Consider the following 14,018-nt stretch of genomic DNA (forward strand, 5'->3'; position numbering starts at 1 on the left):
TTTCAAACCTGTTTATTTTAAATTATGATGAATGATTTTATAAATATGTGACAATAATTGTTTAATTTTCCGTCTTATTAAATTGGTTAACCAGTTTAATTTAATTAATAAATTTGAAAAACTTCCTTATTACTTTATTAAAAGTTTTAAGAACAACATAAATATTAAACAATGAGTTCAAATCAGGTAAAAACAAGTCAAAACAGAAAAGATACAGTACAGTATATAAATCTTCAATTAGCTTCTTTAGGCCAACCACTTTTTCAAGACAAAGAAGATGCTACCGAGAAATTTTGTAACCCTAAACTTCAACAGTTAACAGGGGCTTTTACAAAAGGGTTTAGAGAAAAATCTAGATTACTTTCAAAATATCTTTCTCCTGCAGATTCGAGAATTCAAGATTTTATAAATGATTATTTAAAGGATATTGAATTTAGTAAAAGTTATGCATTGCCAAATGATACTTTAATATTAAATCAAAAAGGACATGCAAGAGAAATTAGTTTACCACCTAACGGAACTTCTTTTGTAAGTGAAAATATTACATCACACAGAATAAAACAGGGTATTTTAAACAATCCAATAAATGATAAAAGAACCACTAAAGGAACTTTTCATATTGTTGAGGGAGATTTACCTGTACCGTTGGATAAAATAGAAGTACCCAAAATAGCATTTGCTCATTTCTTAAACGCAGCTCTTAATCCTTCAGAAGAATTAAAAACATTGCCTTTTACTGCTAATCAAGCTGATAAAGCAAAAGTGATGGTATCTTTATTAATGCGTCCAATGGTTTGTCCTGAGGTAAAAGGGGTCATTTCAAAAAAGAGTTTAGAAGTTCGCTTTTTTGCGCCAGGTAGTTTGGTAAGTAATTTAGATTTTGTAGAATCTATATTTGGTAATGCAGGAGATCCTAATTTGGCTCATAATGATGCTGCTTTAGATCCTGAACATTGGACAGGTCATACAGGTTGTATTATTCTAGCTCCTCAATTAAAACTACTGAAGAAAAAAGACATTGGTTTGCCTCATTTCGATGCTGCTACAGACAGACAAAAGCATGATGGAATGTGTTGGAAAAGTGAGGACGAACTTTATAATGATGGTGGAGCCTTTAAAGTTACTTGTAGAGATGATAGAGGAGTAGTTGTCACTTTAATTGCTGATAATTATTTTGGATATTCAAAAAAAGAAATTAAAACACAAATAAGTTACTCTGCTAATTTATTTGGTTTAGTTGAAGAAGAACACGCAGGTGGTGCTATTGCATTTCCAAGAGGTGTAATGGGAGATATTGTTGATGGTACTGCTTTTTCAGGGAAATTTGGAAACCGTTTTACTTTTGCAGAAGTAAAAGAATTATTAGGTGATAGAATTGAAATAAATCCTGCTAATTATGCAGTTGATAAAAAGTACCCAAATTTAATTTATATACCAGAAAATGCGTATATAAATACCAACACAAATAGTATTACTTGGACACATAATAATAAGGAGCAAAAATTAATATTATCTCCGCTTAAAACATACATCCATCCAACGGGTAATAAATTTAAATTAGAAAAGCATATAGCAGTTTCTTTATGGAGAATTGTAAATACATCTCCTGAAGGTATTTTTTGTCACAAGCCTTGTACCGTTTCAGGTGGAGGAAAATCTGAAATTTCAAAATCAATGTTAAATGCGATTACTTATAGCCCATTTAATATTATAGATATTGATGAAGATTTCAAAAAAGCAGATGAAATTATTGAGTTTAACTATTCTAAACGTTGGAAAAATTACGATTCAACTTTACCACCTTCAAGAACGTTTTTAGATAAAAGAAGAACATTAGGTTCTGCAGTTAAATTATTAACGCCTTCACCAAATAATTCAAATGAATTTAATGAGTTTGTAAGTTCAATTCCGGTGCATATTCGATCTTTAGTTTTATTTGTAAAACGTTTATACCGTCAAGATCACGAATCTTTAAACTGGAAAGACTGCATGTCTGTTGAAATTGTGAACGGGCAAAAAGGAACTGGACTTAAATATTTTAAGACTGATGTTGTTGGAAGTTATGTACGTATTGGTTTTAATCAAGAAGGAAGCTGGCTGTTAAATAAATTAAGATCAGATTTCTCTGCGAGTCAAAAAATTCAATTAGAAGATGATATTTCGGCTTCAATTACATTGCCTAGAAACCAATTTAAAAACTTAAATCCTGAGTTTAAAAATAAGAGTTTAAAAGTGGTAGCCAATTGTGAAAGCCATTTATTCCAAAGACCAGATGAAGCAATTGTAAGAGGTTATGATGAAGGTGCTGAACGTGATTTAGTTTCAGACAATGTTTATTTAACTAACTACGAGCTTTTAACAAAAAAGGATGCTATTGAAATTTATGAAGACACTATTAATTTTGATAAATATACTCAACCAGTAAAAGACCTTATTTTAAGTGTTGTTGAGAGTCCTAATGAAGAAGAGTATTTTTCATTACCATCTCACACTAGAATTGTAAATGGTGAACCAACTAAAAACCCACGTTATTTAGAGCGTAACATTTTTATTGATGAAACTGAAGATAGTTATTTAGGAGATATTGGAGTACGTTTATACAGAAAAATTAAATCTGAAGACCCGGTTATTAATGTAGTTAACGCAGTATTGCCAGGTAGAAGAAATAACCCAGTTGATAAAGAAGCAGGTATTCGTCCGTTGGCAGTTTACAACCCAATTCATTACCAAGAAACTCCAGAGTTGTTTATGGACTTTATTTGTAGTCTTACAGGTAAATCTCCATCAACTACAGGAGCAGGTTCAGAAGGAGCTTTAACAAAAGGTCCTTTTAATATGCTTACACCTACAACCGATTTAAACAATGCATTGTTATCACATATTTTAACGGAATCAAATGCGTTTAGTACAGCGGCTGGTTATGTGGGTGCAGAAAATAAAGTTGATCACGATATTAGTTTGTTAATTCCTGAAATTTGGGCACGCTTAGAGCCTAATGATAGAGATCCAAAATTATTAATTGAAAATGGTTCATTAGAAAAATTAGAAGACTTTGAGTTTGAAGGTAAAAAGGTTTTAGCAAGTCGATTAGGATATAGAATTACAAGTAACTTCTCATTAAGATGTTTAAACAGATTATTTGATGAACCAAATGCAGTATTTAACGAAAAAATGTTAAAACCTGAATTACAAGGTTTAGAAGATTTTGTTGATGGAATTGATAATGTTGTTGAAGCTCAGCAAAAAGTAGCACTTCGTTATTTTGAAGATGGTAGTTTAGATGCTGCTATTCCACCTTTAAAAATATTATTACACATTATGGCGTATGGTACTTATGAAGGTAAAGAAATTAGTGATCCTTCATTAAGAGCTTATTTTGATAGAGATTATGTGTTAAATAGTGAGTGGTATAAAGAGCGTTTACTTATAAAACAACAAAAAGATATTAAATTCTACCAAAAACAAATTTCTTATTTAGAGAACTTTATTAAGGACGATAACAATTCAATTATAGTTGCGGAATTAGATTTATTAAATAAACTAAATAGAGTAATAGAGTTGTATAAAAAAGTAACTACTGATTCATATATAAAAGAATTAGAAGGTACTATTGGAGCAGATCCTTTATATAGAAAATAAATTAAATAAGACTGTCTGAAAATTAAACTTTTCGTCAACCTGAACTTGTTTCAGGTTCTCTGAATAATTGGTAATCAACTAGGAGAGATTCTGAAATAAATTCAGAATGACGGTTTTTAGTTAATCTTCAGACAGTTTTTTTATTAAAAGCTATTTTCTAGGATGAAATGTATTGATAACTTCTTTTAAAAAGCTTTTATCTACGTGCATATAAATTTCAGTAGTAGTAATGCTTTCATGACCAAGCATTTGTTGTATAGCTCTTAAATCGGCTCCACGCTCTAATAAATGTGTGGCAAATGAATGACGAAAGGTGTGCGGACTAATTTTTTTCTGAATTCCAGATTTTTCAGTTAAATTTTTAACAATGGTAAAAATCATGACTCTTGATAATTTTTGACCTCTTCGGTTTAAAAATAAGGTATCTTCAAATCCCTTTTTAACAGCAATATGTGAGCGTATATCCTTCACATAAAATTGAATATATTTTTCAGTTTGAATATTAATAGGTACAAAACGTTGCTTGTTTCCTTTTCCAATTACTCTAATAAAACCTTCTTCAAAAAATAAATCGGAGAGTTGAAGGTTAATTAATTCTGAAACACGTAAACCGCAACTGTATAAAGTTTCTAAAATAGTTCTGTTACGTTCACCTTGTGGTGCACTTAAATCAATAGCACTAATTAATATATCTATTTCTTCTAAAGAAAGCGTATCTGGTAATTTTCTCCCAATTTTTGGTGATTCAATTAAATCGGTAGGGTTTTCTTTTCTGTAGTCTTCAAAAATTAAATAATCAAAAAAGTTTCGCAAGCCAGAAATTAAACGTGCCTGTGAGCGCGCATTTAAATCTTTTGAAACGGAATAAATAAATTGTTGTATATCATCATTTGAAATAGAAAGAGGAGTAATGGCTATTTTTTCTTCTTCTAAATAAATAATTAATTTTTTTACATCAGCACAATAACTTTCAATTGAGTTTTTAGCTAAGCCTTTTTCAATTTTTAAATATAGTTGATAATCATTTAAAGCATTTTTCCATTTCATATTGTAAAAGTAATACTATGTAAGTAATATGTTTAAAGATATTTTAAAAATATAAATACAAAAAGTATTTTTTTGAAAAATTAAATTATATTTGTTTGCATTTTAAATAATAAATTAAATTATGAAAAAAATTATTTTAACAGTATTTATTGTTGTTTTTACAATGGTAAGTGTTCAGGGTCAAGCAGAGATTGGAATAAAAGCTGGTGTTAATTTTGCTTCTATTATGGGAGATACTCCCAGAGGACTTAGATTTAGAACAGCATATGACTTTGGTTTAGTTGCAGAATTTGAAACATCACCAAGCACCGCTGTTCAGCCAGAAATTATGTACTCAAGTCAAGGGTTTCATTATGATGGAGGAATAATAAATGGTGAAAGTATAGCAGAAGATAATTATAAATTAGATTATTTAAACATACCTCTTGTATTTAAATATTATTTTAGTGAAGGAGCATCTTTTGAAGTTGGTCCACAAGTAGGATTTTTATTATCTGCAAAAACTGCTGATGATACTATTAATAACGGAGACTTAAGAGATAATTTAACAAATGCATCTTTTGACTTTTTAGTTGGTTTTGGTTATAAATTTGACAATGGATTCAATTTAAATGCACGTTATGTTGGAGGTTTAACAAATATTTGGAAGGGTTATAATAGAAACCCACCACCAGGATATTGGTACTATGATTATGGTAAAAGAAACAGTGTTTTTCAATTAACAGTAGGATACTACTTTAATTAATAAATCTATAAATATTTAAGAAAGGAAGCAATTTGCCTCCTTTTTTTTTGCTTAAAATTAATTACTTTTACAAAATGAAAAAAATATTGATTTTAAACGGACCTAATTTAAATTTATTGGGTAGACGTGAACCTACAATTTATGGAAGTTTAACTTTTGAAGAGTTTTTTGAATCGTTAAAAAAGAAATATGCCGATACTGATCTTGTTTATTTTCAAAGTAATATTGAAGGTGAATTAATTGATAAATTGCACGAAGTAGGTTTTAATTTTGATGGTGTTATATTAAATGCAGGGGCATATACACATACATCAGTTGCTATTGGAGATGCTATTAAAGGTATTGAAACTCCTGTTGTTGAGGTACACATTTCAAACGTGCATTCACGTGAAGATTTTAGACATACATCATACATTGCTCCAAATGCAAAGGGAGTAATTGCAGGTTTTGGATTGCAAAGTTATGAACTAGCTTTAGAAAGTTTTCGATAAGACAGCTTTTTTGATTAAAGAAATATGAAGCACAAAAAAAGGGTTGAAATTACTATTTCAACCCTTTTTTAGTTTATAAAATACAGATGTTTAGTCTTTAATAGGTTTTTGTACTTTACTTTCAAATGTATAAGCATAACCTACAGCAAACGACAGATTTCCCATATGTACAGTTCCGTAGATGTCTTTATCATTTTGTAAAGGTATTAACCCATAAGAGCCTCTAATGTCTAATAATAGTTCACTGTGTTTACTAATGGCTGCTGTAACACCTACACCAAACATAGCTCCAAAATCAATAGTACCTAAATCTTTACTAATATCTGTTTCAGCAGTTAAATCAACAGGAGGAAGGTCTACCAAAAACCAATCAGCTGGAGGATCTTGGGGATTAGCACGAACTTGCACAGGAGCTTGTTTTCCTTCATCATAATATAGAGAGCTTGTTCCACTGGTAACTTGTTTCGGGCTTAACATAAAATCAATATACGGACCACCATTTACATAAACCCCCCAAGTTTCCCCTAAATCCCATTCGTATTTTGCTAAAATTGGTATTTCTAAATAAGAAAAAACAGCTTTGTTATCAAATTCTGCATAAACAGGTTTACCAGCAGGTAAAAATGCAACTAATTCAGGCGGTAAAGTTGTTGGAGGGATCGGTTGCCAACCATTGCGTTCTCCTCCTTTTCTTAAAAAGCCTAATTCAGCCTTGATTGAAAATTGTTCTGTGATACCAAAATCCGCAAAAAGACTTCCGTCAAAACCAGTAACAGACTTATAATCTTTACTGTAAATATTGTTATCGGTACTTTTTAAATTAGGGATTCCTACACCGGCACGAATACCGTATTTGTTGGTTTGTGCATAGCTAAAAACATTAGCTAACAAAAAAAATACCACTAAAATTTTGTTTAAATTTTTCATATTAAATTATTTTTCAAATAGGTTAGTCTATCAAATATAAAAATTTTATGAATGGAAAGATAGCTATTAAGAGGAAAAGGTGTTTTATTTTTTTAATAACATTCAAATTTCATTAAATTAAATAACTCAAATCAAATTGTAAATGTTCATATCTTAAAATTAAGTTTTTAATCAACCTCAAAATATTAGAGCAATTAAGTGTTTGTTATGTAACTTAGGTATTGCATCATATTAAAATTATTGTTGAAATTTGATAGTATGTTGAAATGTTCAACATGTGCCACTTTAATTTAATTTTTATGAGCAAATTAAACGCTTTAGCCATTAGCGACAATGGTTTTATATTTAAACCTTCCACAGGAGAATCTTTTATAACCAATGAAATTGGCCTGTTTATTATTCAGTTACTTAAATCAGGTAAAAAAGCCGATGAAATTATTCAAGAAATAATTCAAGATTTTGAGGTAGACAACTTAACTGCAGGGAAGGATTTATATGAATTTTTAGATTTTCTGAAAAAAGAAAATATGACCGACTAGTTATGGAAAATAAAAAATTAACCATAGCAGTAACGGGTTTGAATAATATTGATAGCCCTGGTCCTGGTGTTCCGGTTATAAGAGCGCTAAAAAAGAGTGGAATGGATATTAAAATTATAGGCTTGGCTTATGAAAACTTAGAACCTGGAATTTATATGCCCGGCCTAGTAGATAAGTCTTACTTAATGCCTTTTCCTTCCACAGGAAGTGAAGCTTTTTTAGAACGTTTAGCCTATGTTCATGAAAAAGAAAACTTAGATATTGTAATTCCAAATTTCGATTCTGAATTGTTTTTGTTTATAAAATTCAACGACAAGTTAAAGCAAATGGGTATTCATACGTTTCTACCTACATTAGAACAGTTTGAAGAACGTCATAAAGATAATTTACCGGAGTATGCTAGCAACTATAATATTACAGTTCCTGAAAGTAAACCTTTGGTAAATATTAAAGAATTAGAGAATTTGCCTAAACCGTTAAGCTATCCTTATTATATAAAAGGTAAGTTTTACGAAGCTTTCAAAGTTTCTAATTTGGCACAATCACAATATTATTTCAATAAATTATCCGCAAAATGGGGGTTGCCTGTTGTTGTTCAACAAGCAATTCAAGGAACAGAAGTTAATGTAATTGCGTTAGGTGATGGTGAAGGAAACACGGTTTCAGCAGTGCCTATGCGTAAGCAATATATTACAGACAAAGGCAAGGCTTGGGGCGGAATTACCATAAGCGATGAACGTTTACTTGAAATTACGCATGACATTATTAAAAAAACAAAATGGCGTGGCGCATTAGAACTTGAAATGATTAAAACCGATGATGGTGAATATTATTTAATAGAAATTAATCCTCGTATACCAGCTTGGGTTTATTTGGCGGTTGGTGCTGGTCAAAATTTACCTGAAATGCTTTGCAAATTAGCTTTGGGTGAAAAAGTTGAACCCGTAACAGCATATAAAACAGGAAAAATGTTTATTCGGTATTCTTGGGATTTGATTGGAGACATATCCGATTTTGAAAAAATAATAGTGTTTGGTGAATTATAAAATAAATGAGATGAGTAAAAAAATATACGAACGTCCAATTCTTCGAAAAGTAGTAGAAGGAATACCTAATAAATTTGGTAGTTTAAAACGGTTAAGACCAATTAGTGAAATTGATGGTGTTGAAATAGATTCAATAATTGATACCTATGGATCTCCTGTTTTTATTATTTCTGAAAACACCATAAGAGATACGTATAGAAGCGCTTATAGAGCATTTGCTACGCGCTATCCAAAAGTGCAGTTTGCTTGGTCTTATAAAACAAATTATTTAGATGCTGTTTGTAGAGTTTTTCATCAAGAAGGCGCTTGGGCTGAGGTAGTTTCAGGGTTTGAATACGAAAAAGCGATTGATAATAATATCCCAGGAAATAAAATTATTTTTAATGGTCCAGATAAAAGTAAGGAAGATTTAAAATTGGCAATCAACAATAATTCGCTAATTCATATTGATCATTTTGACGAATTAAATACCATTTTAGAATTACGAAAAGAACTAGATAAACAACCACAGGTTGCTATTAGAGTAAATATGGATACCGGAATTATTCCGCAGTGGGATCGTTTTGGATTTAATTATGAAAATGGGGAAGCTTGGAATGCTATTAACAGAATTTTAAGCAGTGGCTTAATAGATTTAATAGGTTTACACGTACACGTTGGAACCTATATAAGTACTTCAAAAGCGTATACTATTGCCATTCAAAAATTAGCAGATCTAGCAAATAAAACCTACGACAGATTTGAGACTACCATTAGTTATATTGATGTTGGTGGTGGTTTTGCTTCACAAAACACTTTGCAAGGTGCTTATATGCCAGCAACAGATACGTGTCCAAGTTTTGATGATTATGCGCACGCAATAACTTCAGCAATGAATGAGGCTTCTTTTCCAAATAATGAATTTCCAACACTTATTTTGGAAACAGGTAGAGCTATGATTGATGAGGCAGGTTGGTTGGCAGGTACCGTTTTAGCAAATAAAAGATTGGCTGACGGAAGAAGAGCAATGGTTATTGATGCAGGAATTAATTTAATGTTTACTGCTTTTTGGTACGATTATGAAATTTACCCATTGCACGAAACAAGTTTTCAATCTGAACTAACCACAATTTATGGTCCTTTGTGTATGAATATTGATGTAATTAGAAAAAATATTAATTTCCCACTACTAAATAAAGATGATCGTTTTGTAATTAAACGTGTTGGTGCGTACACCATGACACAATGGATGCAGTTTATTACATATCGTCCAAATATTGTAATGATTGATGCTAATAAAGAAGTTCATGTAATTCGAAAAAAAGAAGACAAAGAAGTATTTAGGCAGCAAGAAGAAATTCCAAAACATTTACAGTAAAAATTTAGTATGAACATAAAATTCAACAATAATAGCACCTTCATTTGGAAAGCAATTTTAAAAAGTTATGCTCAGGTATTTTTTTCTGATAGTAAACTATTTGCGGGAATTCTTTTGTTGGTTAGTTTTTTGGATTGGTGGACTGGAGTTTGCGGATTAACAGCCATTATTATTGCTATAAGCTTAGCTAAAATTTTTGAATATGATGAAGCAACTATTCAAAAGGGGTTGTTTAGTTTTAACTCGTTATTGGTTGGTTTAGGAATTGGGACTTATTTTTCTCCCGGGCTCGAAGTTTTATTTTTATTGGTAATTGGTAGTGCGTTGGCTTTTTTTATCACCGTTATTTTAATAGGTGTTTTTGCTAAATATGGACTCCCATTTTTAAGTTTACCCTTTTTAGTTGCTATTTGGGTGTTAATGTTATCGTTTCCTGCTTTTACAAATATCGATTTAAATTCAGAAGCTTTATTTCCTTCTAATATGTTCTATAAAATTGGAGGGAACCCTTTGGTAATCTTTATGAATTTGTTAGACAACATATTTTTAGACACTTCATTTGGAACTTATTTTTTATCGTTAGGTGCCATTTTTTTTCAGTTTAATATTTTGGCAGGGATTTTAATAGCCATTGGTTTATTAGTGCATTCAAGAGTTCATTTTTTGTTTTCATTAATTGGTTTTTTTGTTGCCTATTGGTTTTATTCATTCCTAGGGTTGTACACAGGATCGTTAAATTATACCTATTACGGATTTAACTTTATACTTTCAGCAATTGCAATTGGAGGTTATTTTTTAATTCCCTCAAGGCAATCATTGTTATGGAGTATTTTTTTAATTCCGGTGTTAGTTGTAGTAACCATTGGTAGCGATCGTCTTTTTGCATTATTTGAATTATCGGTGTTTTCATTACCGTTTAATCTTGTGTTGATAGGTATTTTGTATGCTTTTAAAATAAGATTCGATCAAACAAAACCACCTAATTTAACCTATATTCAACAAAGAAATCCAGAAACAAATGCCTATTTATTCGACAGTCAATCTAATAAAGAATATGCGGCGTTTGTAAATTCCATACGTTTACCTTTTATGGGTAAATGGTTTATTAATCAAGGGCATAACGGTGCTTATACACATAAAGGTTTTTATCAATTTGCGTGGGATTTTATAATTAAAGATGAACACACAAAGCTTGAATTTTTGAATGATGGTTTTGTTGTAAGTGATTATTATTGCTTTGGGAAACCCGTAATTTCTCCTGCGGAAGGCGTTGTTGTAGCAGTTGTTAACACTGTTGAAGATAATGAAATAGGGATTGCAAATACAAAGCAAAATTGGGGAAATACCGTTGTTATAAAGCACAATACATATTTATATTCAAAGTTAAGTCATTTACAAAAAAACTCTATTAAAGTAGTTGTTGGTGAAAGCGTTTATGAAGGTCAGGAACTTGGTAAATGTGGAAATTCTGGTAGATCTCCGTATCCACATCTTCATTTTCAATTGCAAGCTTCTTCAAAAATTGGTAGTCCAGCACTGTTTTATCCTTTGGAAGATTTTATTGTTGAAAATGAAACAGGAAAACAAGATTATATTCAAAAAGGAATTCCTTTAGAAAATTGTGCCGTTTCAAATATCAATGCATCTACTTTGCTTTTTGATGCTTTCAGATGGAATCCGGGAGATGAATTTACCATTGAAATTCAAAATGAAAAGTCAGAAGTAAAATTGTATGAGATAGAAAGTAAGATAGATATTTACAATCAGTCATTTTTAGTTTGTAAAAAAACAGGTGCAAAATTATACTACATAAATAACAATAAAACGTTTGATATTGTAAATTACATAGGTTCACAAAAAAGTCCTTTGGCAATTTTTTACAAATCGTTGTACAAAGTTGTGTTTACTGAACAAACCGAGTTAACCATTAACTCACGTTTTCCTATCCATCATTTGTATAATTCTTCAATAAGAATAGTTCAAGATTTTTTAGTGCCTTTCGGTATTTTTTTAAAAGGAAAGTATCAGTTGAACTATAAAAAAAGCGAGATGTTATTCAACCAAAAAGAAGCAGAACTAAATTCGGTAATTACAGGAAATAATAACAAAAAACTGTTTTCAGCAGAAATAACTATTGCTAAAAACAAAGAAATAAGTTGTATTTGTAAGCAACCAAATAAAAATAAAATTCATTTAAAATGGGCAAAAAAGCAGGATTGATATTGGTTTTGTTACTAATAATTGCTTCAGTAAAATCTCAGGAAACCAAAGATTCATACAAAACTATAGATAGTTTAACGTATGATTTATTTGTAAAGAAAGATTGGAAAACCTTACTTACAGAAGGCAAAAATTATAAAAAAAAGGGAACAGATTTTTATTATTTAAAAGTGAGAATGGGAATTGCCAATTTTAAAACGGGTCGTTATTTATTGGCTGTAAAATTGTTAGAAGAAGCCTATAATTTAAATAAATTTGATGTTGTTGTGCAAGATTATTTATACTGGGCTTATAGATATTCGGGTTTATTTTTAGAATCGGATGTGTTTTATAAAAAAATGGACGTTTCTCTTCAGAAAAAAATTGGTTTAGAATTGAAATTTATTTCAGCAGTTGATGTTGGTGTAGTTGCCACTTCAAATAGTAATTACAATGAAATGTTGACTAATAACAATAATAATGAAACTACAAATTATCGTTATTTTTTGGATAATCATCAAATAATTACCGTGGGTTTAAATCACCGATTTTCTAATAACACTAATTTTTACCATCGCCTTACCATAATGCCACGAAAATTAGTTTATCAAGAAAATAATTTAGGTGAAACTACCAATGTATTTTACAAAGGTACCGAAACAAGGTATTATGCCAATGCTACTTTTGCTTTAGGGAAACGTTGGTATTTAGATGCTTATGCGGTGCTTTTATTTGGAAATTTTGACGATTTAACTTCAGGCATAACAACTGGAAACTCCTTAAAATTTACCGATAAAGTAAACTATTCAGATGTAGTTTTTGGAGGTGTAATCTCAAAATCTAGTACTTATTTTAGAAATAGTATAAATGTTTCATATTCAAATTTAAATGGATTGAATCAATTGCAAACAGGCTATTCTATTTCTTTGTATCCTCTTGCAAATACTTTAATTGTTCCGTTTGGGTCATTTCAATATGTAAGCGAAAGTCTTGATTCATATTCCGATAATAGAATGGTATACTCTGGAGGAGTGGCAATAAATACCAAGAAAATTTCATTAACGGGTTTTGCTACAGTTGGAGAGATTCAAAATTATATTTCAAATAATGGATCTGTTGTGTATAATCAATTAGCCAAAACAGAAAGTGAATTTGGAGCTATTGTTCAAGTTTATTTAAATAAATTTGAATTGAAATTAGGGTATTCATTGATGAACATGAAAGATTACAGTGTATCTGATTTAGACGAGCTAAATTCATTTCAATACAAACAACAAAATTTAATACTAGGAGTTACATGGAGACAGTAAAAAGAAATTTATTTTTTAGTTTTTTAGCATTGCTATTTTGCAATATTAGTTTTAGTCAACACAATTTTGCTGAAGTTCAGGAAGCTTTTAATGAAAGCTATCAATTAGAGGCAAGTGGAGATTTTAAAGAAGCTGCTAATAAAATTAAAGAGGTTTATAAAGAACAAGCATACGAGTCTAATTTAAGGCTCGGTTGGTTAAATTATATGGCAGGAAATTTTAACGAATCTATTGCATTTTATCAAAAATCTATTGCATTAATGCCTTTTGCTGAAGAACCAAAATTTGGCTATGTATTTCCACTTTCGGCTTTAGGACGTTGGGATGAGGTAATTTCTGTTTATTCCCAAATCTTAGAAAATTCTAGTAACAATACCAAAGCGCTCTATTATTTAGGAACTATTTACTACAATAGAAAACAGTACGATAAGGCTTTAACTTATTTTAAACGAATGACAGATTTATATCCTTTTGATTATGATGGCTTGTATATGTATGCTTGGTGTAATTTACAATTAGGAAAAAAGAAAGAAGCCAAAATGCTATTTCAAAAAGCCTTGTTGAACAAACCTAATGATGTTGAAGCTAAAAACGGATTGTTATTGACGGAATAGTGTCCATTTTAATTTTCAAAACCCTATTTATAAACTCATTGAAGTTGAATAATTTGAATGCTTCTGCTTGGAACGTTAACCGTATTATAACTACCACCTATTTT

General features: G+C 30.3%; 11 protein-coding genes. 9 read left to right on the forward strand and 2 right to left on the reverse strand.

Translation table 11 applies throughout. The features are described from left to right. The first annotated feature begins 171 nt into the window (after positions 1 to 171). Positions 172 to 3,639 carry a hypothetical protein gene (locus CHB67_RS01215; protein ID WP_089379914.1) on the forward strand — a complete coding sequence of 1,156 codons (3,468 nt, stop codon included), beginning with the start codon at positions 172 to 174 and terminating at the stop codon, positions 3,637 to 3,639. A 150-nt stretch (positions 3,640 to 3,789) separates the two neighbouring features. Here CHB67_RS01215 and xerD read toward each other — a convergent pair whose 3' ends face one another. Beyond that, positions 3,790 to 4,686: a site-specific tyrosine recombinase XerD gene (gene xerD, locus CHB67_RS01220; protein ID WP_089379915.1), complete on the reverse strand. Its 897-nt coding sequence runs from the start codon at positions 4,684 to 4,686 to the stop codon at positions 3,790 to 3,792. Positions 4,687 to 4,807: 121 nt separating this feature from the next. Between xerD and CHB67_RS01225 the strand changes: the two genes are divergently transcribed. Next, entirely contained in the window at positions 4,808 to 5,431 is a 624-nt protein-coding gene (locus tag CHB67_RS01225; RefSeq protein ID WP_089379916.1) for a porin family protein, read from the forward strand. A 74-nt stretch (positions 5,432 to 5,505) separates the two neighbouring features. Then, the gene (aroQ, locus tag CHB67_RS01230; protein ID WP_089379917.1) at positions 5,506 to 5,922 is read left to right on the forward strand and encodes a type II 3-dehydroquinate dehydratase; all 417 of its coding nucleotides are present in this window, start codon (positions 5,506 to 5,508) and stop codon (positions 5,920 to 5,922) included. 90 nt (positions 5,923 to 6,012) lie between these two features. Here aroQ and CHB67_RS01235 read toward each other — a convergent pair whose 3' ends face one another. Continuing rightward, positions 6,013 to 6,849, reverse strand: a complete 837-nt coding sequence (locus CHB67_RS01235) for a porin family protein (protein ID WP_089379918.1) — start codon at positions 6,847 to 6,849, stop codon at positions 6,013 to 6,015. A 299-nt stretch (positions 6,850 to 7,148) separates the two neighbouring features. On the opposite strand from CHB67_RS01235, the gene CHB67_RS01240 reads away from it, so the two are divergent. The 6 genes from CHB67_RS01240 to CHB67_RS01265 are packed head-to-tail and all read left to right on the forward strand — an operon-like array spanning position 7,149 to position 13,914. Next, positions 7,149 to 7,388 carry a PqqD family protein gene (locus CHB67_RS01240; RefSeq protein WP_089379919.1) on the forward strand — a complete coding sequence of 80 codons (240 nt, stop codon included), beginning with the start codon at positions 7,149 to 7,151 and terminating at the stop codon, positions 7,386 to 7,388. 2 nt (positions 7,389 to 7,390) lie between these two features. Then, complete coding sequence (locus tag CHB67_RS01245) at positions 7,391 to 8,434, forward strand: ATP-grasp domain-containing protein (protein WP_089379920.1); 1,044 nt, start codon at positions 7,391 to 7,393, stop codon at positions 8,432 to 8,434. A 10-nt stretch (positions 8,435 to 8,444) separates the two neighbouring features. After that, the gene (locus CHB67_RS01250) at positions 8,445 to 9,791 is read left to right on the forward strand and encodes a type III PLP-dependent enzyme domain-containing protein (RefSeq protein WP_089380206.1); all 1,347 of its coding nucleotides are present in this window, start codon (positions 8,445 to 8,447) and stop codon (positions 9,789 to 9,791) included. A gap of 9 nt (positions 9,792 to 9,800) precedes the next feature. Then, the gene (locus CHB67_RS01255; protein ID WP_089379921.1) at positions 9,801 to 12,011 is read left to right on the forward strand and encodes an urea transporter; all 2,211 of its coding nucleotides are present in this window, start codon (positions 9,801 to 9,803) and stop codon (positions 12,009 to 12,011) included. Further along, positions 11,990 to 13,300, forward strand: a complete 1,311-nt coding sequence (locus tag CHB67_RS01260; protein ID WP_089379922.1) for a hypothetical protein — start codon at positions 11,990 to 11,992, stop codon at positions 13,298 to 13,300. The genes CHB67_RS01255 and CHB67_RS01260 overlap by 22 nt, the downstream gene beginning before the upstream one ends. After that, a complete protein-coding gene (locus CHB67_RS01265; protein WP_089379923.1) occupies positions 13,288 to 13,914 on the forward strand; it encodes a tetratricopeptide repeat protein in 627 nt (208 codons plus the stop codon). Before CHB67_RS01260 ends, CHB67_RS01265 begins: the two co-directional genes overlap by 13 nt. Positions 13,915 to 14,018: the final 104 nt, after the last annotated feature.

The sequence above is a fragment of the Lutibacter agarilyticus genome (assembly GCF_900188235.1).
Lineage (GTDB): Bacteria > Bacteroidota > Bacteroidia > Flavobacteriales > Flavobacteriaceae > Lutibacter > Lutibacter agarilyticus.